Source organism: Sphingobium sp. LB126 (assembly GCF_002795205.1).
In the GTDB taxonomy this organism is placed as follows: Bacteria; Pseudomonadota; Alphaproteobacteria; order Sphingomonadales; family Sphingomonadaceae; genus Sphingobium; species Sphingobium chungbukense.
Map to the genome: position 1 here is coordinate 14478 of NZ_NETV01000004.1, position 26945 is coordinate 41422.

Sequence of the window (26945 nt, forward strand, 5' to 3'; positions counted from 1 at the left end):
GCGGCCTCACTTTCTGACGCCCTTCAGCATGCGCGCCGCGGCGTTGGAGGACGGCGCCAGCTTGCGGCCATAGCGTAGAGCAGTCGCGGTAGAGGTCCAGCGCAACGCCTGCGCAATCGGCCCCGCGTCCTCGCCATTGGCGAACAGGTCCTGGGTCAGCCCGACCCGCAGCGAATGCGTGCTCAGGGCATTGATCGCCTCGGCCAGATCGGCTCCCATGAGATCGACCAGGCCCTGATCGGCGGCTGCGAGCGCCGTCCGCTTGATGATCAGACGCACAGCGGCGGGTGTCAGTGCGTCTTCCCCAATTTTGTATGTCGCGGTGGCAGCGCGCGCGGGCCGCGCGACCATGCGGTCGCGATCGACCTGGGCATGATAGGCCAGATCGCTGATGGTACGTTCGCGCCGGGCTTCGCTTGGCTTTGTCCTGGTCACCGCCACCCTGCGGAACAGGACGCCCGCGCGTATGGAGGCTGCCTCCCGCCACAAAGCCACACGCCGCATCGTATCGGGCGAGAGCCACACCAAGGCCCCTTTCCCGTCCTGGTCGGTTTTCGAGCGTGCCAGCTCGAGCAGAGCTGAGCCGTCCTCTTGCCCTTCAATCTGTTCGAGCGCGACCGCCGCCAGTTCCGACACCCGCAGACCGGCATCATAGCCCAGCGACAGGATTGCCGCATCGCGCAGTCCCACGACATCGCGCCCACAGGCATCAAGCATGACCGCAAGCGTGAACCCCTTGACCGGCTCCGGCCCGACTCCGTCGCCGAACCGCAAGGGGCCGGCCTGGCGCTGCCTGACCCCGGCCCGGCGCCGCAGGCCACGAAGGGCATCGCGGACCACCCGGCACCGACGAGATTGGGAACACCCAGAAGGTGATGGGCCACCGCCAGCGAAGACAGGCGCCGGGACACGGTGGCCGGCTTGAACTTACGCGTCTCGCAATAGTCGACATAGGCCACGAGCCGAGCTTCGCTGGCGGGCAAACCGATCCCGCCCTGCCCTGCCGAAAAGTGCGCGTAGCAATCCAGGTCGACCGCGAGCGCCTTGATGCTGGCGGGCGCCCGCGCCTCGAGACTCTTCTTGAAATTGAGTTCGACCAGACCAGCGCCTTCACCCGTCAGTTCCTGGAGCAAGGCGACGAGCTGGGCTTCGCGATTCCGCGCGGACCCGGAACGCCGACGGGGCAGTTTGGTCTCGCCCGGCGGCAGGATCGTCACGATCTCCCCGGCAACCGCCGCCTTCGGTTGTGCCAGGCGCGGCGCCGGCGCAGACATCGGCAAATCTGATTTCTTGCTCATGGGCCAACCCGGCCTGACGCTGCGGGACAGCCTCCGGCAGGCCAGTCCGGCGTTATTGGCAAGAATCCGGTGTTATTGGGAAAAAAATATCGCCCAAAACCGCGGGCAGCGTGGAGTCCGGTCTTATTGGGAAAACGACACATGGACGGGATTATAGCTGCGAAAATGTGGCTGTCACTATCGATAACAACTCATTATCGTTAGTTCGAAAAAAGGCTGATCAAGGCTGGTGCAGTTAAGTCGATTTAACTAGACTTGGTGGATGGCAGACCCCTCGCCCCCTTCCATCCGCTCCAGTCAGACGAGGATGCGCCCCTCGACGCGCTCATGGCGGCGCGGGTGCAGGCCACGCTTGCCTGGGGCCAACTACAAGGCAAATTATCACATGTGCCTCGCCAAGTGGCCCATCATTTTTGCGCCGCGCTCGTCCGCCTCATGCTCATCGAGGCCCTCGCCCAGTCTGGCTTTTCCGGCGCCGAGGGCTGGTTTTCCGCGTGGTTTTCCGGCCTCGCCCCCGTGCCTGACGTCACGACCCAGATCACCGCCCCGGCAGCGTTGGTCGCCGACACGCTGCTGTCTGAGCTATCCCTGTCCACCTGGGAACCGCTGGGGCAAGCGACCGCGCAGATCCGCGCCGCGGCGCGCTTCGATCAGGACAGGCACCATGCTGAGCCTGAAATCCCGCCGGCGTTCGCCGTCGAGGAAGCCACCAGGCTGTCCGAGTCCCTCGCATTGGGTCCCGAGGAAAATTGGCCGCTCGCCGCGCTGGATCGCCTGCACGACGCAGCCGCAGGCTCGCCGCATTTCGCGCCTGTCGAGCGGAACCGCCAGTTGCTTGCCCTGCCATCCGGGCCGATGGTCTTCGAGCAGGCAAGGTCCGCCATGCCGCTATGGGCGCTCGATCTTGTCGCCGGTCGTCTGATCGCGCAAAGCAACCCGGGCTCCCCTCCCCTCCCCTTACCCGGCACCGTGCGGGCCGAAGCGCTCCGGCCCGAATTGTGGCCGCGCGAGCGTGCCATTCTAGTGGCTGAGGCCGCCGGAAATGCCGCGCGCCGTGTGAGCGAACAACTGGATGCGGCCTATGCGCGGGTGCAGGTTATGCAGGCGGCTATTTCCCGCCTGCGCTCGACGTCGCGCGCGCCGCATCTGTACCGGCTGCTCGCCGGCTTTGGCCCGCTGCGCCCGCTGCAGATCGAGCAGGCCCTGGGCGTATCGAAAAACGGCGCGCGCGATCTTGTGGCAGCGCTCGTCAAAGCGGGCTTGGCCGAAACAACCGCTCCCCGACATCAGGCGGTCATTCGCGCCCTGCCGCCCCCACGCACTTATAATGTCCCGGCAGCAGAGGACGACGTCAGTGCCGACAGCCCTTATGCCGAACATGACGCGATCATGGCCGATATCGACCGCCTGCTCGCCCGCGCGAATGCCTCCTGTCGAGGAAATGATCTGGACGAGTGAGCCGGCTGCAAAACTCCAGGGCGAATGGAAATTTTCGCCTTGGATCCGCTGTTCAAGCAGCGTTGCAGGCCGCTCAGTCGGCAGATTTCAGGCAAATAATTGATTTTGAACCATAAAATAAAAGTGCCCGCAAAGGCCCCCTAGAGCGCGAAAACGAGGCTCGGATAGGCCAAGGGTGCTCGGAGACCTTCAACACGCCCTACGAGGCTCTGAGGGCAAAATTGAGCCAAATGTCCTGTGGCCGGCATGTGTCGGCCGATTTTTGCATCGTGCGGCAGCGCAAGCTCCGTGTCATGCGCCCTTAAACGTCAATCCTGTCAGAAACGCCGCCGCTTTCATCTGGATCGGCGCGAGGCACTGTGTCCCCTCCAAAGCGTCGAAGCCGACGGGAAGACTTGGCAGATGGAGCAGGACGCGAAAGTCTGGATCGGCGAAGCACGCGGCGAGCCGCGCCCGCAAGCGATGGACATCCTCGTGGCAATCGTCCCAGCGATCGCCATCGCAACGCGCGACAGGATCAGTACCGTCCGCCAACCCGGCTTCCTGCAGATACACCAGCGCCTCCTGGAAGCCCCGCAAACAGGTCTGCGCGGAAATCTCACCACCAGCCATCTCGGCGGCGCGGCGGAGACTCACCTCGTGCGCCAGCGCCGCACGGCCCTTTCGCCACACACCCTGCCAATGCACAAAGCTGTAGTTCTCCTTGGCCCGCTCCAGTCGCTTGCAGACCTTGCCCAGTTCCCGGCACTTGCGCTCAAGCTGCCGCAGGCCGATCCTCGCGATCGTCTTCGCGAGGTCCGGGAGTTTGGGGCCAGACGCGCCCCGCGCCCTGCCCGTTGGCGCGCCGCGTCCGGGCCGCGTCGTGAAGCCGAAAATCTGCTCCCATTGGCCGGCTTGGAGTCCGTCTTTACTGTGGAGGGCCGCCAAGAGCAGATGACGGGCAGGTGCGATATGGAAGCAGTTGCCGACCAGCGCCGCCCGATAGCGTGCCGGCATAGCCCCGAAACTGGGGTCACTCCCGCGAACATGGGCGCGCGCAATGGTCCCATTCCAGGCGAGGCGGGTTTTGACCAAGGTAAAGCGGGCCATTTGCGCCCGGGTCCGATCCACATTCTCCTCAAGCAGCTGCCGCGCCGCGTTGCCATGCCCCCGGACCATGATCCCCCGCAGATCGGTCAGCAACAAGGCATGGGTTTCGCAACAGGCGGTCACGCGCAAAATCCAGCTCCGCTCGATCCGCCATGGCTCGGCGGACGCCAACCAATCGCGCCAGCACTGGGCGCAGCCGATCGAACGCAGCGGCAAAGGCAACAGATCGGCCTTCGGGCAGCCCACGAACGTCCCGGAAATCGCCTTCTCCGGTACCATCGTCGCCCAAGCCAACCGCTCAACCATGGCGTGACGCGGTTCCGCCGCGCCAGCGGCTGAGGATGCCAGATCGCGATCGGCCAGCGCCGCGTCGATCCCGAGATGGCGAAACAGTGCCTTGGGAGTGGTGTCATGACACTCGGCCAAGCGCCGCAGCCAGGATTCGAAACATTCTTCGGGCAGCGGCTTCACCCGAAACGCCAAGGGTTCGATGTCCCGGCCGCTCATTCCGGGCTGTAGGGCATGAAGAGCTGCAACGCCTGGCTGATGTCGTCCTGCGTCACCAGCGCACGGTCATGCCGCTTGGCGACCTTTCCTGACCAGCGCAGGATCCGCTTGAAATTTCCGGTCACCCCGCCGCTTTCGCGCCAAATGCGCTCGGCAAAGGCGGGGTCGGCCAGATGGTCGGGCTCTTCCATCCCCATGCCGCGCGCCAGCGCCCTGATCAGGCGCTGCGAGGGCTCGCCTGGCTCCCATAGCGGCAATTTGAGCATGATCGAACGGTAGGCCAGCTCGACATCGTCAGCAAAGATCTGCCGGGCGACATCGAGGCCCGCCACGACCAGGGGCACATTGCCCGCGCTCATCAGGAAACGGAACGCATCGAGGGTGTCGCGCCGCGCGACGCCGCTGGCCGTCAGCATCACGTGGACATTATCGATTGCGACCAGCCTCGTACCCTGTGCGGCCAGGAGATCGACCACCTTCAAATCGGCGGTTTTGTGCGTGTTCGTGCGGATCGGCCAGCCCTGTTTCCAGAGCAAGGCGAGGTTGATCTTGAGCGAGGTCGGACTCGAGGGAATGACCGTCCGCAACACTGGTTGATAGCGCGCCTCGCCCCAATGGGCAGGCTCGGGAAAGGCCTCGGTCAGGCGCCGCTGGGCTTCGCGCAAGATCGAGGTCTTCCCCATGCCGGACTGGCCGGTGAGCACGATGCAGGTCGGGCGTTCCTCGGGGTCGTCATGGGCGACTTCGACAATCGTCTCCACAGCGTTGTGGGCTTCTTCGAAATCGATCCAGAATGGGGATGCGGGCGCCAAGGAAGGCGGTGGTGCAGCCACGCTCATGTCCGCTCCTGCAACCAGTCATCCTCGCCCAGGTCCGCGACCGGTTTCCAGTCAACCGGCGGCCGTTCGGGCTTTCGGGCAACGCGCAGGTCCGCCAGTGTCGTCCCCTCCCCTTCCCGGCGCTTGGCCTGGCGCCTCGCCTCCTTCGTGCGGGCGCGCGCGTCGTGGATTTCCTGGTTGGCGGCAGCAACCGCCCGTGCGGTCGCGGCGCGACCGCCATCGGCCTGATAGGCCCTGCCCAAGGCCCTGACCCTCGCTCTGCCGGCTTCCCAGTCCGCCTCCCAAACGTCTGGATACTGGCCGATGACCGGCAGTTCCACATAGCTGCCGTCCAGGTCGGCATAGACATGCTGGATCGTCCGCTCATCCCAACTGATCTCGACCTTTTGGCCGATTCGGGCGGCGAGCGCCTGATGCCAGTAATGGCGATATTTGATCCGAACGCCCTTGGCATGGACCGTCAAGGACGTCGACGGCAGGAACTGGCGGAAGAGCTGCTCCGCATCGACCGACAGGGGCAGCAGCCGGCCGCGTCTGGCCGCTTCCCGCTCCCACATCTGAGCGGGGCAGAGGCCGCCCAGCGCGCTGTGCGGCGTGTGGTGATAGATCGCGATCTGGCACAGGAGCCATCGCTCGAATTCAGCCAGCGTCATCGCTGCTTCCGCTTCGGCATCGTACCCGTCGCGCGCCGAGACGTTCGATCCCGTCGCACCGGGCAAAAGTCTCAGTTTTCCGACCATTGTGCCGATCAGCCGCTCGATATGCCCGCCTAGATGGGCAGGCCCAGGCTTGCGGACATCGGGGTCTATCCCGTTGCGCACACAGGCCCGTCTGAAGCCCTCCGACCGATGCGGTTTAGCCTGGTCCGCATGCAAGCGGCTGAACAGGCCATACATTGGGTAGCTGACGTCCACTCCCAGATGATTGAGGATCGGCTCCTTGGGCAACATGGCACTCGCAACCGCCCGCCCGCACCGGAATATCGAAGGGTCGCCGAAGCTGACATAGTAGCCGAGGATCGATCGGGTCCAGATTTCGATGAGGAAGGTGATCCAAGGTCTTCCGAGCTGTTCCCGCCTCAGGCTATCGACCAGGATGACATCACCCCTGGTATGATCCATCTGAACCAGGTCGAGAAATCCGTCGCTGCAATATTCGCCGGGGTGTGGCTCATGGGCACTTCTGGTCTTTGATCCCATCGTGGCTTTGGCCCAGACGCGGCTCGGAATTTCACACAGCAGCCGATCGATCGTTTTCTCGCTTGGGATCAGATCGGCGGAAAACCCGTGATTTCCATTATCCGCGTGCAACAGGCCCCATATCTGCCGCGCCGCTTCCGCCCGCGACGGCGACACCATCTTGAGCGCAATTTCCTCGATCAACGTCTCGATCGCAGCCATCACCTCCGGATCAATCCGGTGCGATCCGAGAGTGGGTCCCCGCGGTTTTGGAGCAAGCGTCTCCGCGACCGGATGCGCCCTAAATCGCGCAGCCAATGTCCGTATCTGCCGCTCCTTCAAGCCTGTTGCCTCGGCAATCGCCGCGACCTGAGCTGCCGTCACCGGGCCGGAAAGGGAGATATGTTGCCGGAAGTGCGGGTATAGCGCCAAACCCGCCTCGAGCGATTTGAGACTTCGTCGGGGCGCGGGAGACGGCTTGCGCTCAATCATGGATGGACTCCACAACGATTTCTGCGTCGATGAAAATGTAGCTTACTTTGTCGACCACCGCGACGGACAAATCGAGCGAGACAGAATTGCTTGCAGTATCGTCGCTATAACCTTTTGATTTGACGATGAAACAGCAAAATGCAGTCTACTTTGTCCGCTGACAACTTCTTGTTGCTCGCCGACGATTCCAGCGATCCCGTCGCCCGCGCCTCGCTCAATGTGCTGCGCACCTTGCTCGATGATCGCGCGCAGGCCGAGATGTGGGGCGGAGATGATCTGGTCCGGTTCGGACAGACGTTCAGAGAGGCCCGGAAGAGACTTTGCGTCCCATACCCCTCCCCTACCCTTCTATCAGTCGCTGAGCGCCTCCTGGCAGTCCACAAGGAGCTGGAAATCAGTCCGACGGAGGGTCGCAGCGTCACGACCATCGACGGGCGCACGCTCCACGTCGATCCGAGAAGCTTCGGAACGGTCTGGCTTCTCGCCTGCATGCTCCCCAGCGCGCTGGCTGCCGCTGGCTTCACGCTCCAGCATATTCCGTCCTTTGTGTGGCTCCCAAAGTTTCTGTCGAGCGGCCCTGCCGAGCTAGCGGAGGAACTCGAAGCCGCGCTCGGGCGCACAGCCGCGTTGGGGCTCACAGAGCTCGACAGGCTTGAGCGCATTGTAGCCACCCTGCCCTCAGACCTTGGCGTTACGCGGCGGAGCAAGTTGCCCACACTCATGCGCCTGGAGGCATCATACCCCGGACTGCGCGTGCCCGCGATCGCCCGCTTGCTCGGCATATCTCCACAAGGCGCGGCGAAACTGGCCGCGCAGGCTCGATCGGCGGTTACAGTCCGCTATTGAGGCCAATGCTGGTCCAGGAGGGATCGGATGGCCTCCTCAGCATCCTGGCGTGTCGCTCCGCCCCTGTTCAGCAAGGTTAGACGGACGCCCTTGCGGTCGGCACTCTCGATCCGGAGCACCGGCTTGCCGGCCGCGGTCGAGACCGTCTCGGCCTTTCCTGTCTTCTTGGGGGATCCTGTCTTCTTGGGGGCGTCGACCGCCAGGCTTAGCGCCTTGATAACATCAAGGATCGATTGGGCTGGAGCGCCGGCTTCCCGAGCATCCGCGATCCGGCCTGCTTCGGCGAACGCCCTCGCCTTCCGCTCATCCGGCTTTAGCAGGCCCTTTAGCGCTATGGCATTGCGGACTCCGAGGTCCTGTGGATTGGAAAATGCCCGCGTCAGTTCGGTAGGCAGTCGGGCAAGATCGAGATATCGGGTGAGCCAGCTTTCGCTCACCTTCAATCGCTCCGCCATCGTCCGCTGTCGCCCATCATAATAGAGGTCCAGCGCCCGGAGATAGTCCCTCGCCCGCTCAAGATCGGTAAGATCGTCGCGCGCCCGATTCTCGATGTCGGCCAGGCGAAATGCTTCCTCGTCGCCGATCTCCCGGATATCGACGAGGAACTTGAAGTCCGGATAATTGTGCGAGCGCAGCCAGCTAATCGTCCAATGCCGCCTCGCCCCGCAGATTACCTCGAAGTCATAGTCCGCGTGGCCGGACACGCGCCGCACGATCGCGGGCATTTCCTGGCGACCTTGCGCCTTCATACTCTCGATGAGATCGGCGCAGCGTTCTTCAGTGAGGAGCGCATAGTCGCGATTATGACCGATCCACATGCGACAGCGCGCAGGGTCCACCAACTCGTGGGTTCGGGTTACAATCGCCCCTGACGCGAGGTCTGACAGCCGGTTCGATCGGCCGGTCAGGACGTTTGATGCGATCCCGGTCCGGCGCTGCGGCGCAGGTTCATCCGACAGATCGATCCCTGCCGCCAGATCGGCCGCAAAGCCACTGTTTTTCCTGCTCAAGCGAGCCTCCCTTCACCGAAATTGCACGCGTGCAATTTTCTCCGTTCTTCCGATCTTGCACGCGTGCAATTCGGAATTTTCATGCCAGCGCAGCCCTTCGCAGAGCCGGTTGGTGGCTCGGCCACATCGACCGAATATCGACTTCGATTTCACTGTTTACGCCGTCGAGATAACCCAAGCATCGGTTACGAACGGCCGAACTGGTGGCCGGTCCGTCGAGCTCATAAACAGTCATGAGCCGTGCGGTCGCATTGTCAATCTCGGCCGAATCCTTGAGCGGCGTGCGGACCATCGCGTGGCCGAACAAGGTCCGCATCAACTGTAACAGCTCCTTCTGCATCGACTTGTTTTCGTCGACCTTCGAGGCAACAAATCGGAGGAACTGGAGCTGCGGCGCCATACCTCGCTCTGCAAGCTGTTCGATCGTCTCGTCGAGCATCGAAAGGAAGGCGGCGGTCGAGGAGAAGTCCATGACCGTCGGCGGGACCGGCACCACCAGCGCGTTCGCGGCGCGAAGCACGGACAGGGAGATCGCCCCGAGCGCGGGCGGTGGATCCATCACGATGACGTCGAAGCGATCGGCAATACTGTCGATACCGACCTTGAGGCGGTTCAACAGCGCATCGAACCCTCCCCTCGCCATCCTCGCAGCAAGCTCATACTCGGAATTGAACAGCCTCAGATTGGCCGGGATCAGCTCCAAACCGTCAAAATGAGTCTTGCGGAGCGCGTAATCGAGTGAGGTCCGTTCATCCTCCCGGAGGAACGGATAAAGCGTGTCATCTTCAGTCAGATCGAGGTCAGGCACATAGCCGAACAAAGTCGTCGCGGAGGCCTGGCTGTCACAGTCGACGAGCGCCACCCGATAGCCTCTGATCGCGAGATACTGGGCGAGATGGACAGCAACGGTCGACTTCCCGACGCCGCCCTTGAAGTTCTGGACTGCGATGACGCAGGCCGGATCTCCTGGTGCCCGATATGGCCGGGTCCCGAAGACCCCCCGCATGTCATTCAGCTGTGCCAGCGTATAGCGTTCACGCCGGTTATTATCGCCGCGCGACGGCTCTGGCAGGCGACCGTCCTTCTCTGCGTCGCGAATCGCAGCCGGTGTGCGGCCCACCAGTTCCGCAGCCTTGCTGATAGTGAAAGTCGGTTCACGCCGGTCATCAGCTCGAGCGCTACGCGCTGAATCCCTCAGCTTTTCCAGCACCGACGACGTTCGCGCGGCAAGCGTCGCAACCGAGACGAGACGTTCGGCTTCCTCAATATCGAGTCCGTTAGACACATGCCCACCTTTCGCAATCAAGCAGATGGTACTTCAACTTGCGCTTTTCGGTCAAGAAAATCGCGAATTGCGAAAGTGAGCATCCGCTATTCGTGTATTTTCGCCCTCCTGCGGCCCTATCCTGACTCGGTGGGGGCTACGGGAAAATTGCACGCGTGCAATTTCCTAGATCGGCCGTCCCCGGCGCGTAAGGAAGGCCTCGCAGAATCCCTTCCAAGACTTCTCGAGTTTCGACCCCGAGAGCGTGTTGAGACGATCCCCCATATGCTCACGGTATGCGTCTGCGATCAGGTCGACGTCCCATCCACCGCCGTGGCGCAACCCTATCTCGCGCGCCGCATTCTCGGTCACGCCGAAGTGCAGCTTACCCCGCGGGAAACGCGCCCATGGCTCAGCGTTCACCCCAGCGGAACTTTCTGGGGTGGCAAGAGACGCGGTCACGCGCTTGAGGACGTCAGCCACCGCCGCACTATCTACTGCGTCGCTGCGGGGGAGGGCGCTCTCAATGGCAACGACTTCTTCGACCGCATCCTCCCGGCGCGCCTTCCGCCCGGTTGAGTGCCGACCAAGTTCATCGACCGTCGCGATCTGCGCAGGCGCGTCCTTGGGCGCGAAACGGAACTCAATCTCGGTTACCGCGCGGCCGCGTCGGATCTCCTGCCACTCCACCGTGTAATGGGCGAGCTGATCGATTTCTGTCTTGGCAACGGTCAGGACCTTTCGCCGTAACTGGGCGAAGTCGCCGTATTTATCCGGATCGATCCCAAGCGCCGCACGCAGGCCGACCATATCGACCTTCCACACGGGTTGGCGCCGATGCAGACGAAGCGCACCCTCCTCGTAAAGCTTGAGCGCATAGGCCGACCGGAAACCCAGAACGGCCTGACGGTTCATCACCGCATAGGTTTCGGACTCCTGGATCAGGCGGCGAGCATCCGGCGTGAACTGCCATTCGATCCAGCCCGTCTCCTTACCGCCGTCTCCTGCTTCCTCGACTTCTTCCCAGGAAGCCTGGATCAGGTTGAAACGCTTGGTTGTCCGCTTCCCGCGCCAAGACTTGTCGTCCTCGGCAAACAGCGTGCGATGAAGCTCCTCAAGCATATCGCCGATGCGTTCGTTGCCCTTGTGGCCGCGGCGGATATCCGCCTTTCGCATCCGGTGGGTTATGTCTTGCCACGCATCGCCGCCCGCCGTCAGGATCATCAGCGCCAGCAGGCGCGAGGAGGTGAGACTGAGAGACTGGCCCTTGACGAATCGAACCTCGACGAGCCTACCGGGTTTGACGAACTCGTCGCCGCCTTTGCGGGCGAGGGCAGCGGCCACGCGCATAGACCGGGCGGTCGAAACTTCATCGCCGCCAACGTCTTGCTCGTTTTCCGCTGGTTCTCCCATGCGATTCACCCCAATCTGCGGGGAAAGTTGCCTGTCCTGACCTCGCTCGTCAAGTCAGGACAGGCTAATTGGCGGAAATCGCCCCCAGGAGGTCAGGATAGAATCGCTGTCAGACTCGGTCGAAATTCCAGCGATTCTGCTGAGTCGCACAATCCGAAGGGCACGCCCCAATTGGACAGGTCAAACAGCAAGAAAATACCCACATTACCGTGCCTGGAAAGGCCTCCCCCAAGAGGACAGGATAGCCCCCAAGGGGACAGGATAAGTCCCCCATGCCGACAGGATAAAGCCCCCAAGAAGGCAGCCAATTGCCCCCATCAGGTCAGGAATGACGTCAATTCCCTTAACAAATACAATCAGTTGCTCTCCCTGAATCTATGAATCATTAGAATCTGAGAATCACCCCGCCGCTGGCGCGCCGGGCGTTTTTCAAAATGTGATTTGAAAGAAGTGAGTCGGCGAACGCCTCCCCGACTCGCCCCACCTCCACGATCGCGCCTCAGGATAGGCCATGATGACCCCATGGCTCCAGATGGAAGAGAGGAGGGGGGCTGCCGTGGGCGAGCAAGGAGGATGAACCATGCCCCTCACAGCAAAGCGCCCGACCCAAGAACTCGTCGACCTTGTCGGAACCCTCGGCGGCAAATGGTCCGGCTATGTCGCTATGTGCCGATGCCCCGCGCATAACGACAGCGACCCAAGCCTCTCGATCAGACAGGGTGATCGCGGAATCCTCGTGACCTGTTTCGCAGGCTGCGCCCGTGAAGATGTGCTCCGCGAACTCAGGCGTGTACGATCAGGCCATCACTATCCGATTCCCGATGAAGGCCAGTACCACCGACCCTCGACCGGCGCGCGCATCTGGGACCAGGCTCTCGAGATTACCGGAACGCTTGCTGAGCGCTATCTGGATCGACGCAATCTGCTTCCGGCGCCGCCCGACGTCCGCTATCACCCGCGATGCCCCTATATGCCGAAGCCGAGAACGGTCTATCAACCGGCTCTGCTCGTCGCGGTGCGCGAAATCAGCCAGCTCGTCGCCATTCAGCGGATCTTCCTCGACCCCGCGTCCGCCGACTATGTGCGCAAGGTCATGCTTGGCGTCCCGGGCAGCGGCGCGTGGCGGGGCAGGGCAGGGGGTTCGATCCTCGCCATCGCCGAGGGCTTCGAAACGGCGGACGCCTTCAGCCGAATGCACGACATCCCGTGCTGGGCATCGCTCGGGGCCCGCCGCCTCGACCAACTGATTATTCCTCCCAGCGTCACCACGCTCCTGATTGCCGAAGACAACGATCTGGAGGGACGGCGAGCCGCGGCCAACGCTCAACAGCGCTACATCCGGCCAGGTCTCTCGATCGAACGTGCGCCGCCACCATCCATCTACAAGGATTGGGCCAAGGCGCTTGATGCTAACGAGCGGCTTCGCCGCATCTAGGCGCCGAGCGCCGGAAAAGGGGAGGGGGACCGGGAATGTGTCGCTGCCGAAGGTGCAGCCACGCAGGAGCCTCTAAAAATGTCCAATCTCTTCGACACGGCCGCCCAGGCTGATCGCGAGGCTGTCCGCCTCCTCCTTCCTCATCTCCAGTCCGGCGATCCCGTCCACCGCCGGGTACTAAACCAAGCGATGTCGGCGGCTTTCGGTGGGTCCGATGCCGATGGTCACTGGACCCAGCGCGATAGCTTTGAACTCCTCGAGCACGCGCTTTCCATCCATCTGCAGGCAAGCGGGTCAATTCTCTCCGGAATGGCGGATATCCGTCCCCTGATCGCCCTCTCCGAGCGCTTGCCGACCCAGACCGTCCGCAGCGAAAATCAGATCGAATGGCAGCAATTCTCGACCCCGATTGATATCGCGGGCATCCTCACTTTGCTGGCCGACGTGCAGCCGGAGGATGTCATCCTCGAACCGAGCGCCGGTAACGGGCTCCTGGTCGCGCAGCTCCCGACCCACAAGGCGCTCCATCTCAACGAACTGGACCCGCTTCGTCGAGGCAGGCTTCACGCCGCTTTCCCCTCGGCAATCGTCACAGGCCACGATGGAGCAACGATCAACTCGACACTCGCTTCGTTTGATCGGCCAACGCTGATCCTTATGAATCCGCCGTTCTCACGGTCCATCGGCCGCGGAGCTGACGACTATGCCGCTGTTCGCCATCTGCAGGCGGCACTGCGTCGCCTGGTCCCGGGTGGCCGACTGGTTGCGATCATGCCCGACTGGTTTGGCCCGGGCGCCCGGATGCGCGACCAGTACGAAACCGTTTTGCGCGACGTGACCGTCCGAAGCGCCATTCGCCTGGAAAAATGCTACCAGAAGCACGGGACCTCGATCGCGGTTCGCATCTTCGTCATCGACAAGGTCCCGGGCAAATCGCCGCCCGCGGTCATCCAGCGCGCGTCGATCGCCGATCTCATCGATGTCCTCGTCATTCCCGAACGATCGTCCGCACGGCCCAATGTGGCGGTGCCCGCTCCGAAGCGATCGACGGGGGTGGCCCTCTTCCGCGCGGTCAAGAGCAGCCGACCAGGGCCTCGTGCCTATCACGCCCCGACACGCAACAACGTCCTACCGGTCGAATATTCGAAGCTCGAGGTTGCTGCTCCGCTGCTCGAGCAGACCGGCGTCTATCTACCCTACCGCCCGAGCCGCATTAGCTTCGCCAAGGCTGGTGAGCATCCGACAGCCCTCGTCGAATCCGTTGCGATGGGGTCGATCCCGGCACCGATCCCGGACTACGTGCCATCTCTCCCCGAACGGACCGTCAGCGAACGTCTTCTATCGGCCTCGCAGCTCGAGACCGTTGTCTATGCGGGCCACGCCTGGGCTCAATGGATCCCCGGAAACTTCAAACCCGACAAAGAGGGCGTCGGCCTGATCCTCGCCGAGGACGGTCATACTTATCGCAAAGGATTCTTTCTTGGCGACGGCACCGGCGCCGGCAAGGGACGCCAGATTGCGGCCTGCATACTCGACAACTGGCTGCAGGGCCGTCGCCGCAATATCTGGGTCTCCAAGAACGCCCCTCTCCTCGAAGATGCGCGCCGCGATTGGACGGCGTTGGGTGGGCTCAGCGGTGACATTCAGCCACTTTCCAACTGGAAAATCGATGAGCCGATCGCCCTCGATCAGGGTGTGTTGTTCGTAAGCTATCCGACCCTGCGCTCCATGCGGGGCGATTCGACGCGGTTGAAGCAGATCGTCGATTGGGCCGGCGCTGACTTCGAGGGTGTCATTGCTTTCGACGAAGCTCATGAGATGGGCGGCGTCGCAGGCGGGGAGGGGGCTCTTGGCGCCAAGGACGGATCCCAGCAGGGCATCTGCGGGGTGCTGCTACAGAACCATCTACCGGCGGCACGGATTCTCTATGCCTCGGCCACCGGCGCGTCGGTCGTCAACAATCTCGCCTATGCCGTGCGCCTCGGGCTATGGGGACCGGGCACGGCCTTTCCCGATCGCGAGCAATTCATCAGCGGGATCAGCAAAGGCGGTATCGCAGCGATGGAGCTTGTCGCGCGCGACCTCAAGGCGACGGGTCTCTATGTGGCCCGGGCCCTCAGCTTCGCTGGCGTCGAGTATGAGATCCTGCGGCACGAGCTGACCCCCGCCCAGATCGAGATCTACGACACCTACGCCGACGCCTGGGCTGTCTTATGCGCAGCTGCGCATAAGATGGCTTATCGCGAGGTCGCGATAATGCGCAGGAGCGCGGCGCGGCCCCGCAAAGCGGCGGCACACTTCGCCACGTCCTTCGCATTATTTCACAGGGTGTCGAGCCATTCCATCAGGCTGGCATCGCGTTTCCACGATGGTGGGACGTTGCTCGCCGCCGGCGCGCCTACCTGTTCAAGCGCCTTTCGTTTGGTCTCCAGATTGGCCTGTGCGTAGTGGTTGGTCGTATCGAGGCTGACGTGTCCAAGCCAACTGCGGATGACGGTGATGTCGACCCCGGCAGCGACAAGGTGAACGGCGGTGGCATGCCGGAAGCTGTGCGGCGTCACATGTTTGGACCGAAGCGTCGGCATGGATTTGGCGGCTTCCTCAACATAGGCGGCCAACTTGAACCGCACCCCGGAGGCGCCCAGGGGCTCACCGTATCGATTCACGAAGATTCGCTCTTCTGCCCCACGTGGTTGGCGTTCCAACAACTTCCGGAGCAACGTCACTGTTTCTGGCCAGAGCGGACAGATGCGTTCCTTGCGCCCCTTGCCGTAAAGACGCACGAAGTTCGGTGCGTCGAACCGGATCGCGTCGGTACAGAGGTCGAGAGCTTCCTGGATGCGCGCGCCGCTGTTGTAGAGGAACGAGAGCAACACATGGTCGCGCATCCCCTCGATTGTCGATCGGTCGGGCTGAGCAAGGATCGCCTCGACCTCCCCCGTCTCGAGATAGCAGGGTGCAGCGGTGGGCTCCCGCTTCAGCGGGACGGTCAGGACCTCGGCGCATTGCGCAATGTATTCGGGATCCTTGTCCGCCACGTAGCTGAAGAAGCTGCGGATCGCTGCGAGCCGGCAGTTTCGCGTGCCGATTGTGCTTTTGCGCCCATGCTCGGTATGATGGAGGAACGCGCGCACCTCGCCGGCCGAGACATCGGCCAGCGTGATCCGCGCAACCCCGCCGCCTTTTCGCTCCGCGATAAACCGAAGCAACAATCGCCAGGTGTCGCGGTAAGACCGGATCGTATGAACCGAAGCACTGCGTTGCTCGGCCAACCATTCCTGGAAGAACGCCCGCAACAACGCGGGGAACGGATTGCTCTTCGTCATGGCCGCGCCTCCATTGTGAGGCATCGGACGCCAACGGTACGGAACCGCTCGCTTGCCTCATGCAGCAGGTCCTGCGTGACAGTGATGTAGACCAGCGTGGAGTTGATGTCCCGGTGCCCCATATAGGTGGAGAGAAAGCGCAGTTTGTCCTGCGGATTGACGCCGGATCGATACCATTGAAGGATTCGGTTCACGACCATCGAGTGGCGCAGGTCATGAACGCGTGGTCCCGCCCGCCCCGTCGGGGGCTTGAACCCGGCGCGGCGCATGACGTTGGTAATCATCGTTGAGACCGTCACGGGGGTATAGCGATCATTGAAGTGCTCGTGCCAGAAGAGCCCGGACCGCGGATCCTGCGGGGCGCCGGCGCGCCGCCTTGCATCGATATAGGCCCGTAATTCGGCCATGACGCTGCCGGTTAGCGGCAAGATCCTGGTCTTGTAGAACTTCGTTTCCCGGATCGTGATCGTGTCCGATTGAAGGTCCACGTCACCCAGATCAAGCCCGGCGAGTTCACTACGGCGCAGTCCGGCACAATAGGCCAGAACCACCATCGTGTAGAGGACCATAGGCCGCAGCGGAGCATCCGGCGACGGATACGAGCGGGCAACATCGAGCAACCGCCGGACGTCGGCCGGACTGAAGATATGCGGCCGTCGATGCTCGCGCGCCACTTCCCGCTCTGGCCGGGCGTTGAAGCGTTTTGGCGGGATTCTGGGATCAAGGCGATACCGCGCCTTGGTCAGGATGCGCCCCAGCTTCTGACATTCAGCCGCGTGATTGCGGGTCGGCTTGGCAGTTGCCCAGCGCGCCAGCATTGTCTCAAGCGATGCCCCGGCAAGTTCGGGGTTCGCCTGGAGGAACCGATCGAACCGCAATAGCCAGTGAGCCTGGGTCTCATACTGATAGCCCCGGCTGCGCATCAACGCGACATGCTCGCGCATGAAGTCCCCCAGCACGCTGCCGTAGGGCGCGGGCCGTCGCAATGCGGCCAGGGCTTCGTCGGGATTGGGGGAAGCGAGAGCCCGCCAGATCGGCTTGTTTTGTTTGGCGTTGTACTGACGACGAAGCACAGCAACGGGATTCTCGGCGATCAGCCCGATTTCGACGAGGTGTTCGAGGAAGCGATCGACAATGCAGACCTGGTTGAGCAGCGTCGGCATTCGCCAACGTTTTTCCATTTCCTTCAGCCAGACGTCGAGCATCTGCCGGTCAACCGCGGGATGACGTCGGGCTACATCCTCGAAGCTGCGAAGGAACCAGCGATAAGTCGGTCTGCTTCCCGGCCGGAACTGCGATTTTTCCAGGAAGGCGTCAACAACGGTGCAATCGGGATCGTGCCAGGCGCTCATGACAGCATCTCCGAGCCGGGTACCTCGAGCGCCACGGCTCGGAGATCATCTGTCGCCAGCTTGAGATAGGCATTGGTGGATTCGATTGATCGATGCCCGAGCACGTCGCCGATGATCTTTTGCGGGACCGACGCCCGCAGTAGTTCGACCGCTCGCGCGTGGCGGAAGACATGCGCTCCTCGCTTTCCCGGCGGCTCGACGCCTGCGGCTGCTAACCGCCCGCGGATCATGCCGTACAGGTTTGTCATTGCGATGTAGGGCGCGCAGGATCGGATGAAGATTTCCCGCCCCTCGACCTGGGGGCGCCCATGACGCAGATAGTCGAGCAGCGCCTCACCAACCGGCGCCAATAGCGGCATGTAGGAGTACGCATTGGTCTTGGTGTGACGGATACGCAGGGATTCTCCGCGCCAGTTCACGTCTTCAAGCCGAAGGCGGCATATCTCACCTTCGCGCAACCCATATGTGGCAAGCAGTTGAAGTACCGCAAAATCGCGCATTCCTCGCGGCGATCCGTCCTTCTTCGTCGTCGCCAACACCGCGGCGATTTGGCTCTTGTCCAACGTCGAGGGCACATCTTCATAGGCGTAAAGCATGGGGCCGATGATGTGCGGCGTGAGATCAGTCGGGATGCGTCCCGTCCGATGCAGATAGCGCACCACCGACCGGAGCCGCTCAGCGACATCGGCCAATGATTTGCGCCTTAATCCAGGCGCGCGCATGTCCATGTAGAGATCGACTTCCACGATGCTCAACGTGTCGAGGCTGGCAGCACCGCTCCGTTCGAACTGCCATCGCAGGAAGTTCCGTGCCTCCCACATAAGCGCCGCGATGGTAGCGCTTGCCAGACCGCGCTCGTCGCGCAGCCATGCCTCGTATTCGCAGCAGATCGCCTGCCGGTACACAGTTTCCGGTTCGATTATCTCCGGCTCGGGCGGCCATTTGCCTTGAGCAAGCCGGAGGAGCTTGTTGATTGACGTGCGGGGCAACATGTGCCACCGCGGACAGGGAACTCGGCCATACTGGGCCTGAAAATCCTGGATTGCATAGCAAAAATACTGGTCGACCTGCTGAGGCGTCACAGTCTCGACCTGCATGTCGCACTCGGCCAGATAATCGAGAAATGCGCGCGCGTAGAGTCGATGGTTCGCCACAACCACCGGGTTATAATTCTGCGCCGTGAGCAAATTCGAGAGTTCGGCGATCAATTCGTCGTGCGTCTGCAACATGATTGTTTCCTCAGCTGGTCCAGAGACCACCGAGGTTCGCAATCAAAATAATGTGCAGCAAGATCGCACGACAGTGCAGGAATTCAGCGACTATGCCGCGCTCCTGCGCATTATCGCTACCTCGCGATAATCGATCATCCATCAGAACATGGAGCGGGCGCTCGAACTGACGGGCGTGGTCGACGGACTGGAAAATGCGACACTTAATAGCGGGGCCAAAGCCTCCGCCCGCTCGCGCTTCGAGTCCACCAAGCAGCGCTTCTTCGGCCAAGTGCTGCTCTCGATGAAGCTGCCAACCGTGATTGCCGCCGTCCGGGAGCACCTGAAGGCGAACCAGTCGGTCGTGATGCAACTCGTCACCACCGCCGAATCCATCCTCGACCGGCGCCTGGGTTCGCTCAGTCCGGATGAACGCGCCGAACTGGAGATCGATCTGTCTCCCCGCGAATATGTGTAATGTGGAGCTCCACATTAGACATATTCTTTGCAGTCGCAGTTTATGTCGAGCGTGGCGGCGAGAGACGCAGGTTTCCTTCGGTTTTCCATGATTTCACTCCAGATAATTACGGTTCCCTCGACCTGAACAAGTCGAAGGAACCAACATGCGATCAAGATCATTATTGTCGTTTCGAGCGGCCCGGCTCCGGGTCGAAGACCCGCCCAGTCACGACGCTCTACTCACCGCATTCCTCTCCTCTCTGTCGCTCGACGAGAGGTCAGGCAGTGCGATTCTGTTTGGCGCTGCGGCCCGTCATTTCCTGCATTGGATGGAACTGCATGGGATCGCGATCCGCACGATCGACGATCGGACCGTTCGGCGGTTCGAGAAGCATCGGTGCCGTTGCCACCGGTATTCGGCGCAGCAGCCAGTCTATAAGGCGGACATTGCAGCGCGAGTCAGGCGCTTCGTCCGCTTCCTGGAGGATCAAGGCTACGTCGGTGTCGACGACGGGATCGACGATCTGCCACGGCACCTCGCCGACTATTTCGATGGGATCGATCGCTTGCAACTCGCGCAAGGACCGGCCCAGTCCTATCGATCCGAGGCCGAGCATTTCGCGGCCTGGCTTCGCATTGCGCGACGACAATGGGCCGATATCGATGACACGATCATCGACCAGTACGGCGCGCATGATTGTCGATGTCCGGTCTGGCGCAAGCGAGGCAAGCTTGTTGCCTCGGGCGCGAAGCGGCGGCGGCGAGGCGCTCGGCACTTCGTCGAGTTCTTGCGCGACCGCGGTGTCATCCCTTCAGTCGAACTGGTGTCGGATGACGACCCGCACATGGCGGCATATCTGGCATGGCTCAAGCAACACCGCGGCGCGACCGATGAGACGATCCGGCGCTACCGGGCCGATATCAGGCGGCTCGCGCCTATGCTCGGCGAGCCTTCACAATGGGATGCAGCCGTCCTCAGACGGGCGTTTCAACAACGAAGCAAGGAGACGCCGGGTTCGGCATCACTGCTCGTCACGATAATACGGAGCTATATTCGGTTCCTGGTCGTGCAGGGTATTTGCCGTCCAGCTTTGTTGCACGCGATCCCATCAGTGCAACGCTACCGTCTTTCGACGCTGCCCCGGCACGTTAACCCGGCAACGATCGAGCAGATCATCGGCGCATGTCCGACTGATCGCCCGGTGGAAGTTCGGGACAAGGCCATCATTCTCCTGCTCGCCCGGCTTGGCCTGCGTGCCGGTGATATTCGGGATATGCACCTCGACGATATCGACTGGCGCTCGGGCCACCTGACGGTCAAGGGCAAGACGCGTCGGCCTGATCGCCTGCCATTGCCTCAGGACGTCGGTGACGCGATCCTGGACTACATTGCCACGGCGCGTCCCAAGACCGCCGATCCGCATCTGTTCGTGCGCGCGCAAGCCCCGTTCCGTTCGTTCCGCTCATCGGCGGAGATCGCCGGCATCGTTGCACGCACGCATGAGCGCGGCGGGATCGAAGGCGTGCCGACCGGATCGCACATTTTCCGGCATTCGCTTGCCACCAACTTGCTGCGCGCGGGCGCAGGGCTGGAGTCCGTTGGAACGATCCTGCGCCACAGCTCGCCCGAGACCACCGCCATCTACGCCAAGGTCGACCTGCCGATGCTCATGAAAATCGCGCAGCCATGGCCGGGAGAACCGTCATGCTGAGCACGCAGATTGCCAGATACGTCTCGCTGTATCGCAGCTTGGGGCGGAAGTTCTCGGAACAGGAACGACTGCTGCGCCAATACGCCGCTTTCGCTGAACGCTTCGGTGACCGGCACACCCGAGTGCAGCGCATCTACGACTGGTGCCACACGGCAAGCTCGCAAAACGTGGCTCGCCATAGGTACGACGCTGCTCGTAACTTCAGCCTTTTCGCTCATGCCGAGGACCCAGACAACGAAGTCCCGCCTGTCGGCGTTTTCGGCCGGGGGAAGCGGCCACGTCCCACTCCGACCATAATCGAAGCGGACCAGGTGCGGGCGATCATGGCGGCGGCATTGAACGTTCCGCCCCATGGCACGATTAGCCCATACACGTACCATTACCTGTTCGGCCTGCTCGCGGCGACAGGTCTCCGGATTTCCGAGGCTCTCGCGCTACAGTGCAACGATCTGGTCGAGGATGGGCTGGTCGTCCGCAACGGCAAGTTCGGCAAGCAGCGACTGATCGCCTTGCAGCCATCGACGCGCCAAGCACTCGAAGCCTACATTGCGATCCGCGCGAAGCACCCGGCCAAGTGTAATGACCTGTTCGTCACTATCCGGGGGCGGGCGCCGCACAAGGTGCGCGCCCACGTCGTGTTCGTCAGGTTGGCCCGGCTTCTCGGATATCGTGGAGCAACCGGTACGGCAGGCATGCGACTCCACGATCTGCGACATACGTTCGCTGTTCGCTCGCTTGAGTCCTGCCCGCGTGACAGGGAGGCCATTGCCCACCACATGGCCGGTCTCAGTGTCTACCTGGGGCACGCGTCGATCGCCAACACGTACTGGTATCTCGAAGCCACGCCAGTGCTGCTGCGCGACATTGCGGCTGCAAGCGAGCAACTTTTTCAAGGAGAAGCGGCATGACGGCGCTTGCTCCCCATCTCTCGGCATATCTGCGGGAACATCTGCCGCGCGAACGCGCCGTCAGCCCGCACACGGTGAAGACCTATGCCAACTGCTTCGTCCTCCTCGTCCAGTTCGCTGCCGATCGGCTGAAGCGCCGACCGACCGATCTCGAGGTTGAGGATCTCGGCACAGACATGATCATGGCCTTCCTCGATCATGTGGAGATCGGCCGCGGCAGCTGCGTGCGGACCCGCAATGGCAGGCTCGCCGCGATCCGATCCTTCTTCCGATACATCGAGTACCGGATTCCAGCCTGCCTCGATCAGGCACTCCGTGTCAGAGCAATCCCGACCAAGAAGACAGACAAGGCGCTGATCGATTACCTCGACCGGGCCGAGATCAAGGCTTTGCTCGATACACCCGATCCCCGGACACGCCTCGGCACCCGTGATCGCGCGATGCTGCATCTTACCTATGCTGGCGGACTGAGGGTGTCGGAACTCGTAACGCTGCAACTGGGCGATTTCCCGGACCGCTCCCTGTCCACCATGCACATCATGGGCAAAGGGCGACGTGAACGGGTCCTGCCGCTGTGGAAGGAGACCCAGATCGCATTGCGCGCATGGCTTGCGATCCGGCCTCAAGTTGAGGTCACCGAGATTTTCCTCAATGCCAACGGGCAGCCGATGACCCGCGACGGATTTGCGTTCCGATTGGCCGAGCACGTCAAGACGGCAGCGACGAAGCAGCCGTCGATCCTTGGGAAGCGCGTCACACCCCACGTGCTTCGTCATTCTTGCGCGATGCACACGCTCGCGGCGACGGGGGACATTCGCAAGGTCGCATTATGGCTCGGCCACGCCAGTATCCAGAGCACCGAGACCTACTTGCGCGCCGATCCCGAAGAGAAGCTGCAGATTCTCGCAGCCCACGGTGCCCCTGCGATCAAGCCGGGGCGCTTCAAGCCGCCTTCCGACGCCTTGATCACAATGCTCACCGACGTTCGAAGGCGGGCCTGACCCGTCTTCGAACACTCCCTCTAACCCGCATATTATCTGGAGTGAAATCATGGAAAACCGAAGGAAACCTGCGTCTCTCGCCGCCACGCTCGACATAAACTGCGACTGCAAAGAATATGTGATCGACTATCTCGAACGCGCCTTTCCGACACGGCAGATGCGGGTGTTCACGGACGATACCGGCGCGCAGCGCTCGCTCCCGATGGAGGATGACGCGGGCAATCCTGTCTACAATCCCGAGGCCGAGGCCGCGCGAGCTCGCCTTATCGAACATCTCTGCGCTTTGCCGCCGATTACCTCCGCGCTCGATGGCATCCTCGAGCAGTTCGGACACGACGACGTCGCCGAGGTGACTGGACGAACCAAGCGTCTCGTCTCGACCGCTGACGGGCGGCAGAAGCTCGAAAACCGCTCAGCCAGGACCAGCCAGGCCGAAGCTGCCGCGTTCATGGAGGGCCGCAAGCGGATCCTCGTCTTTTCGGATGCCGGTGGGACGGGGCGCTCATATCACGCCTCGCGCGATGTCCCCAATCAGGAGCAGCGTGTTCATCTGCTGCTCGAGCCGGGGTGGCGTGCCGATCGCGCGATCCAGGGCCTGGGGCGTACCCATCGCACCCACCAGGCGAGCACACCGCTGTTCAGGCCGGTGACTACCGACTGCAAGGGTGAGCTGCGATTCACAAGCACGATCGCCCGCCGCCTCGACAGTTTGGGCGCATTGACGCGCGGGCAGCGCCAGACCGGCGGTCAGAACCTCTTCGATCCCGCCGACAACCTTGAAAGCGAATATGCCTGCGCGGCCTTGGTGAGCTGGTTCCATCTGCTTGTCGGTGGAAAGCTGACCAGCATCTCCCACGCTGAGTTCGAGCGTCGCACCGGCCTTGAGCTCTGTGACAAGGATGGCGTCATGAAGGACGATCTCCCGCCCATCCAGCGGTGGCTCAACCGGATACTCGCGCTGCCGATCGCTTTGCAGAACAGGATCTTCGACGAGTTCCTCTCGCTCGTCGAGACCCGTGTCTCCACCGCGCGCGAGGCCGGTCGCCTGGATGTCGGCGTTGAGACCATCCTCGTCGACACGGCAACCCTGATCGACGACACCTTGCTGCGGACCGATCCGGTAAGCGGCGCGACCTCCCATCTCCTTACGATCGAGATCGCCCGGCGCCGGACGCCCGTTTCACTGGACCGGATACTCAGGATTGGAGACTGCGACGGCACGGCCGAGTTCATGGTCAACGCCAAGTCCGGAAAGGTGGCACTACAAACGCGGGCCCGCGCGCTCATGGAAGAAAAGGAGGGCACGCCCATTCCGCGCATCGAGCTCACGCGTCCGACTCGCCGGGAATATATGCGCGAGGACGACCTCTATGAGAGCGCCTGGGCGCCGATCGACCGCGAGGCCTTCTGTGCGAAATGGCTCGAAGAAACTGAAGAGGCCGCGAACACGGTCGACACCGAAACCATCCGCCTTGCTACCGGTCTTCTCCTTCCAATCTGGTCCGCGCTTCCGAGCGATCATCTCGTGGTCAACAGGATCGCCGACAAGGCTGGCAATTCCTGGCTTGGACGTCTCGTCTTCGACGAGCACGTCGTTCAGCTCTTCACGAAACTCGGCATCGGTCAGGCCGAGACCCTGCCGGCACCCAATATCGTCAAATCGGCCATGTCTGGTCGAAGCGTCGATCTGACGCGCCCGTTCCCGATGACCATCAAGCGTGCGCTCGTGAATGGTTCGTCGCGCATCGAACTGGTCGGCGCGCCGCCCAGCCAGCTTGCTTGGCTCAAGTCGCTCGGCTGTTTCACCGAGGTGATCCAGTATCGCACACGGGTATTCCTGCCCGTTCCGAGCGCGGCCGACGTCGTCGAGCGGCTTATTGCCGGGACCGGCTAGTCCGGTCTCCAGGTTTGACGGTTCGAGCCGCCCTACGCGGGGCGTGAGCATCGTCGTCCTCAGGCAGGCCTGAGAGAAAGGGAAGGGGGAGCTGGGATGGTGTCCGGGATTTGCCGGACGCTAGAAGGAGTGACCCCAGTGATCCGGACTATCAAGCTCAACAAACTGCGTCTCTCGCCCGTCAACGTCCGCACCGCGCCGGACGAGCAGCTTCAGATCGAACCGATGGCGGCGAGCATCGAAGCCGAAGGCGTTCTGCAGAACCTTCTCATCACGCCGGCCAAAAAGCCGCGCGGCATGTTCGAGGTGTTCGACGGCGGCCGCCGGTGGCGGGCTCTGCGCCTCCTTGCCGATCGCGGCACGATTTCGGACGCCGACTTTGACGTCCCGGTCATGGTGCTGACGGGCAACGATGCGGAGCTCTCCGAGAAGTCGACCGCGACCAACTTCCACCAGCTCAAGATGACACCCGCCGAGGAATGCCGTGCGTTCCAACATTTCATCGGCGCGACCGGTGATCTCGATGCCGTCGCCAAGCGCTTCGGCGTCACGCGTCGGTTCGTCGAGGGTCGCTTGCGTCTGGCGTCGCTCGCCGAGCCGATCTTCGAAGCGCTCAGTCGCGGCGAGATCACCCTCGACATCGCCAAGGCCTATGCTTCGACGGAGAACCAGGAGAAGCAGCTCCTCGTCTGGAATGGGTATCAGACGAACTATGTCACGGCCGACACGATCCGCCGCGTCATCGCGAACGAGACGATGAAGGCCAGCGATCCGATCGCAGTCCTGGTCGGCGAGGCGCGCTATCGGGAGGCCGGCGGCAAGATCGATGGCGATCTGTTCACCGACGGCAACGACCGCTGGATTGATCCGGAGATCGCGCATCGTCTTGCCGGCGAGATCATGGAAGCCGAAGCGAAGCGTATCGGCGAGGAGACCGGTCTCGCCTGGATCCGGCCCATCGCCAGCAACTATGCCCACAACGCCGCACATGGGCTGTACCGAGCGATCCTGCAGCAGCCTCCCCTTACGGAGGAGCAGGCAGCGCGCCTGGCCGAGATCGAGGAGCGGCGGACCATGCTCGAAGCCGAGATGGAGGAGGGCGACCTCTCCGACGAGGCGTTCAAGCTGTTGGATCAGGAAGATGATCGCCTCATCGCCGAGGCGGAAACGATCGAAAACCGTCCTCCGGTCCTTCCTGAAGCGATGAAGGGCCATGTCGGCGCCTTCCTGCTCCTCACGCCGCAGGGCGAAATGCGGCTCGATACCCAGTATTACAGCGAGCAGGAGCTGGTGATCGACGAACCTGACGGCGAGGACGACGACGATCAGGGGGACGGTGAGGGCGAGGGCGCCCGCGAGCGGGGCAACAGCAGTTCCGAGCCGAAATACCGACCCGAGGCCGTCGCGCCCGGTGGCAAGCCGCTCAGCGCCCGGCTCTACGACGAGCTCTCGGTCCAGCGCCGCGACATCCTCGCGTCCTGTATCCTCGCCCAACCGGCGCTCGCGCTCGACTATGCGCTGTTCGTCATGGTCGACGCGCGAACGAACTCGGCGTCGCGCTATCTCAGCTCGGTCAAATATGGGACCACCATCCGCGCGAGCAGCCCTCAGGATCCGGTCTCGGGCGACCTGCCGGCGTCCCGCGCCCGCGATTATCTCGCCGAGGCTCGGGACGGGCTGGACGCAGCATGGACGGAGCCCGAGTGCGAGGTCGAGCGGTTCGAGGCGTTCCGGGCGCTCGACGATGACAGCAAGGCTAATTGGCTCGCCTACATCGTCGCGCTCTCGCTCGAGGCAAAACCCGGTTACTCGAACGAGCAGATCGCGCTGCACAACCGCCTCGCTTCGATCCTCGAGATTGACGTCGCGAGCTGGTGGCGGCCGACCTCGGAGAACTTCTTCGACCGGGTCAACAAGGGCAGCATCCTCAGCCTGCTCACGGAGATCGGCGGTCCAGCGCTGACCGTTCGTCACACCTCGCTCAAGAAAACCGAGATCTCGGAGAGCTGTCAGAAGCTGTTCGCCGGTGAGGTGATCGTCGAGCCCGAGGTCAAGGAAGCCGCTCTTGCCTGGGTGCCCAATGCGATGAGGTTCCTCGATCGGACGTCGGAAACCCCCGTCGATCCGACCGCAGAACGAGCTGACGAGGCTCCCGAGGCCGAGGACGAGGCGGCCACTGACGGGGCGGCAACTGACGAGGTAGCGCCCATCGCCGACGAAGAGCTCGGGGAATCTGTGGCCGCCTGATCCGCGATC

General features: G+C 62.6%; 20 protein-coding genes and 1 pseudogene. 11 read left to right on the forward strand and 10 right to left on the reverse strand.

The features are described 5' to 3' along the window. Window positions 1–6: 6 nt before the first annotated feature. A complete protein-coding gene (locus CAF53_RS28470; protein WP_242443634.1) occupies window positions 7–774 on the reverse strand; it encodes a tyrosine-type recombinase/integrase in 768 nt (255 codons plus the stop codon). A gap of 236 nt (window positions 775–1010) precedes the next feature. Here CAF53_RS28470 and CAF53_RS28475 point away from each other — a divergent pair, with 236 nt between their 5' ends. Together CAF53_RS28475 and CAF53_RS24320 are read left to right on the forward strand one after the other, a co-directional pair. Then, a complete protein-coding gene (locus CAF53_RS28475; protein WP_242443635.1) occupies window positions 1011–1286 on the forward strand; it encodes a hypothetical protein in 276 nt (91 codons plus the stop codon). 270 nt (window positions 1287–1556) lie between these two features. Next, window positions 1557–2756: a hypothetical protein gene (locus CAF53_RS24320; protein WP_157801367.1), complete on the forward strand. Its 1200-nt coding sequence runs from the start codon at window positions 1557–1559 to the stop codon at window positions 2754–2756. Between the two features lie 291 nt (window positions 2757–3047). Here CAF53_RS24320 and CAF53_RS24325 read toward each other — a convergent pair whose 3' ends face one another. The 3 genes from CAF53_RS24325 to CAF53_RS24335 are packed head-to-tail and all read right to left on the reverse strand — an operon-like array spanning window position 3048 to window position 6861. Next, complete coding sequence (locus tag CAF53_RS24325) at window positions 3048–4352, reverse strand: TniQ family protein (RefSeq protein ID WP_046765158.1); 1305 nt, start codon at window positions 4350–4352, stop codon at window positions 3048–3050. Further along, on the reverse strand, window positions 4349–5191 hold the full coding sequence (locus CAF53_RS24330) for a TniB family NTP-binding protein (protein WP_046765159.1): 843 nt from the start codon (window positions 5189–5191) through the stop codon (window positions 4349–4351). The genes CAF53_RS24325 and CAF53_RS24330 overlap by 4 nt, the downstream gene beginning before the upstream one ends. Further along, complete coding sequence (locus CAF53_RS24335) at window positions 5188–6861, reverse strand: Mu transposase C-terminal domain-containing protein (RefSeq protein ID WP_046765160.1); 1674 nt, start codon at window positions 6859–6861, stop codon at window positions 5188–5190. The genes CAF53_RS24330 and CAF53_RS24335 overlap by 4 nt, the downstream gene beginning before the upstream one ends. A 138-nt stretch (window positions 6862–6999) precedes the next feature. Here CAF53_RS24335 and CAF53_RS24340 point away from each other — a divergent pair, with 138 nt between their 5' ends. Further along, a complete protein-coding gene (locus tag CAF53_RS24340; RefSeq protein WP_100239887.1) occupies window positions 7000–7707 on the forward strand; it encodes a hypothetical protein in 708 nt (235 codons plus the stop codon). On the opposite strand, the gene CAF53_RS24345 is transcribed toward CAF53_RS24340, so the two are convergent. From CAF53_RS24345 to CAF53_RS24355, 3 genes are all read right to left on the reverse strand, one after another. Then, a complete protein-coding gene (locus CAF53_RS24345; RefSeq protein ID WP_029624404.1) occupies window positions 7701–8717 on the reverse strand; it encodes a ParB/RepB/Spo0J family partition protein in 1017 nt (338 codons plus the stop codon). The genes CAF53_RS24340 and CAF53_RS24345 overlap by 7 nt on opposite strands. 79 nt (window positions 8718–8796) lie before the next feature. Further along, on the reverse strand, window positions 8797–10002 hold the full coding sequence (locus CAF53_RS24350; protein ID WP_010124628.1) for an AAA family ATPase: 1206 nt from the start codon (window positions 10000–10002) through the stop codon (window positions 8797–8799). A gap of 165 nt (window positions 10003–10167) precedes the next feature. Continuing rightward, window positions 10168–11331: a replication initiation protein gene (locus CAF53_RS24355; protein WP_100239888.1), complete on the reverse strand. Its 1164-nt coding sequence runs from the start codon at window positions 11329–11331 to the stop codon at window positions 10168–10170. Window positions 11332–11974: 643 nt separating this feature from the next. On the opposite strand from CAF53_RS24355, the gene CAF53_RS24360 reads away from it, so the two are divergent. Both CAF53_RS24360 and CAF53_RS24365 read left to right on the forward strand, forming a co-directional pair. Beyond that, window positions 11975–12829 carry a toprim domain-containing protein gene (locus tag CAF53_RS24360; protein ID WP_010124626.1) on the forward strand — a complete coding sequence of 285 codons (855 nt, stop codon included), beginning with the start codon at window positions 11975–11977 and terminating at the stop codon, window positions 12827–12829. 78 nt (window positions 12830–12907) lie between these two features. Then, window positions 12908–15043 (forward strand): annotated as a pseudogene (locus CAF53_RS24365) (strawberry notch-like NTP hydrolase domain-containing protein); the annotation flags it as partial. Between the two features lie 107 nt (window positions 15044–15150). Here the strand turns inward: CAF53_RS24365 and CAF53_RS24370 are convergent. From CAF53_RS24370 to CAF53_RS24380, 3 genes are read right to left on the reverse strand one after another with little or no spacing between them, the layout of a single operon-like run. Beyond that, window positions 15151–16155, reverse strand: a complete 1005-nt coding sequence (locus tag CAF53_RS24370; RefSeq protein ID WP_066704306.1) for a tyrosine-type recombinase/integrase — start codon at window positions 16153–16155, stop codon at window positions 15151–15153. Continuing rightward, the gene (locus CAF53_RS24375) at window positions 16152–17507 is read right to left on the reverse strand and encodes a tyrosine-type recombinase/integrase (protein WP_066704304.1); all 1356 of its coding nucleotides are present in this window, start codon (window positions 17505–17507) and stop codon (window positions 16152–16154) included. Before CAF53_RS24375 ends, CAF53_RS24370 begins: the two co-directional genes overlap by 4 nt. Next, complete coding sequence (locus CAF53_RS24380) at window positions 17504–18736, reverse strand: site-specific integrase (RefSeq protein ID WP_066704301.1); 1233 nt, start codon at window positions 18734–18736, stop codon at window positions 17504–17506. The genes CAF53_RS24375 and CAF53_RS24380 overlap by 4 nt, the downstream gene beginning before the upstream one ends. 148 nt (window positions 18737–18884) lie before the next feature. Here CAF53_RS24380 and CAF53_RS24385 point away from each other — a divergent pair, with 148 nt between their 5' ends. From CAF53_RS24385 to CAF53_RS24410, 6 genes are all read left to right on the forward strand, one after another. Beyond that, complete coding sequence (locus tag CAF53_RS24385) at window positions 18885–19193, forward strand: methylase (protein ID WP_100239889.1); 309 nt, start codon at window positions 18885–18887, stop codon at window positions 19191–19193. Between the two features lie 145 nt (window positions 19194–19338). Then, on the forward strand, window positions 19339–20886 hold the full coding sequence (locus CAF53_RS24390) for a tyrosine-type recombinase/integrase (RefSeq protein WP_011540750.1): 1548 nt from the start codon (window positions 19339–19341) through the stop codon (window positions 20884–20886). After that, window positions 20880–21794 carry a tyrosine-type recombinase/integrase gene (locus CAF53_RS24395; RefSeq protein WP_011540751.1) on the forward strand — a complete coding sequence of 305 codons (915 nt, stop codon included), beginning with the start codon at window positions 20880–20882 and terminating at the stop codon, window positions 21792–21794. The genes CAF53_RS24390 and CAF53_RS24395 overlap by 7 nt, the downstream gene beginning before the upstream one ends. Next, on the forward strand, window positions 21791–22795 hold the full coding sequence (locus CAF53_RS24400) for a tyrosine-type recombinase/integrase (protein ID WP_024310637.1): 1005 nt from the start codon (window positions 21791–21793) through the stop codon (window positions 22793–22795). Before CAF53_RS24395 ends, CAF53_RS24400 begins: the two co-directional genes overlap by 4 nt. Window positions 22796–22913: 118 nt before the next feature. Next, on the forward strand, window positions 22914–24689 hold the full coding sequence (locus tag CAF53_RS24405) for a strawberry notch C-terminal domain-containing protein (RefSeq protein ID WP_242443637.1): 1776 nt from the start codon (window positions 22914–22916) through the stop codon (window positions 24687–24689). 138 nt (window positions 24690–24827) lie between these two features. Beyond that, window positions 24828–26936: a ParB/RepB/Spo0J family partition protein gene (locus tag CAF53_RS24410; RefSeq protein ID WP_010124624.1), complete on the forward strand. Its 2109-nt coding sequence runs from the start codon at window positions 24828–24830 to the stop codon at window positions 26934–26936. The last annotated feature ends 9 nt before the right edge of the window (window positions 26937–26945 follow it).

Excerpts from the sequence above, each read along its gene's own strand:
- CAF53_RS24325 (WP_046765158.1), bottom strand. The coding sequence starts at position 4,352 with ATGAGCGGCCGGGACATCGAACCCTTGGCGTTTCGGGTGAAGCCGCTG.
- CAF53_RS24330 (WP_046765159.1), bottom strand. The coding sequence starts at position 5,191 with ATGAGCGTGGCTGCACCACCGCCTTCCTTGGCGCCCGCATCCCCATTC.
- CAF53_RS24335 (WP_046765160.1), bottom strand. The coding sequence starts at position 6,861 with ATGATTGAGCGCAAGCCGTCTCCCGCGCCCCGACGAAGTCTCAAATCG.
- CAF53_RS24340 (WP_100239887.1), top strand. The coding sequence starts at position 7,000 with ATGCAGTCTACTTTGTCCGCTGACAACTTCTTGTTGCTCGCCGACGAT.
- CAF53_RS24355 (WP_100239888.1), bottom strand. The coding sequence starts at position 11,331 with ATGCGCGTGGCCGCTGCCCTCGCCCGCAAAGGCGGCGACGAGTTCGTC.
- CAF53_RS24360 (WP_010124626.1), top strand. The coding sequence starts at position 11,975 with ATGCCCCTCACAGCAAAGCGCCCGACCCAAGAACTCGTCGACCTTGTC.
- CAF53_RS24370 (WP_066704306.1), bottom strand. The coding sequence starts at position 16,155 with ATGACGAAGAGCAATCCGTTCCCCGCGTTGTTGCGGGCGTTCTTCCAG.
- CAF53_RS24375 (WP_066704304.1), bottom strand. The coding sequence starts at position 17,507 with ATGAGCGCCTGGCACGATCCCGATTGCACCGTTGTTGACGCCTTCCTG.
- CAF53_RS24380 (WP_066704301.1), bottom strand. The coding sequence starts at position 18,736 with ATGTTGCAGACGCACGACGAATTGATCGCCGAACTCTCGAATTTGCTC.
- CAF53_RS24385 (WP_100239889.1), top strand. The coding sequence starts at position 18,885 with ATGGAGCGGGCGCTCGAACTGACGGGCGTGGTCGACGGACTGGAAAAT.
- CAF53_RS24390 (WP_011540750.1), top strand. The coding sequence starts at position 19,339 with ATGCGATCAAGATCATTATTGTCGTTTCGAGCGGCCCGGCTCCGGGTC.
- CAF53_RS24395 (WP_011540751.1), top strand. The coding sequence starts at position 20,880 with ATGCTGAGCACGCAGATTGCCAGATACGTCTCGCTGTATCGCAGCTTG.
- CAF53_RS24400 (WP_024310637.1), top strand. The coding sequence starts at position 21,791 with ATGACGGCGCTTGCTCCCCATCTCTCGGCATATCTGCGGGAACATCTG.